The sequence below is a fragment of the Janibacter sp. LM genome, from assembly GCF_039631275.1.
Classification (GTDB): domain Bacteria; phylum Actinomycetota; class Actinomycetes; order Actinomycetales; family Dermatophilaceae; genus Janibacter; species Janibacter terrae.
This window is the reverse complement of record NZ_JBDIVG010000107.1, coordinates 1-304: the sequence shown is the minus strand read 5'-3', so window position 1 is coordinate 304 and position 304 is coordinate 1. Positions and strand designations below refer to the sequence as shown.

The 304-nt window shown below is 63.5% G+C and carries 1 protein-coding gene; it reads right to left on the bottom strand.

What is annotated here, in order from left to right; translation table 11 throughout:
- Positions 1-75: 75 nt before the first annotated feature.
- Positions 76-304: IS3 family transposase (locus tag ABC138_RS17640; RefSeq protein ID WP_345914483.1), on the bottom strand; the 229-nt coding region annotated here is incomplete at its 5' end.

The window sequence follows — 304 nt, the reverse complement described above, 5'->3', positions numbered from 1 at the left end:
TCAAGCACAAGGCCTCGATCCTCGCCGCCATCGAGCACGGCCTGTGTGGTTCCCCCCGAATCGTGGAGGGCTTCTCTATGCGGCTTCCCGGTCGGGGGCCGCGGTGTTCTCGTAGTTGATCGGGCTCATCATGCCCGCCGAGCTGTGCCGACGGTCGTGGTTGTAGAACCCGTAGCACCAGTCCAGCACGACGGCTTGGGCCTGGCCGGTGTTCTTGAACTCGTGGCGTGAGAGGACCTCCCACTCCAACGAGGAAAAGAGGCTCTCCTGACTGATCCGTGGGTCATTTCCGGCCTGGGAGGAC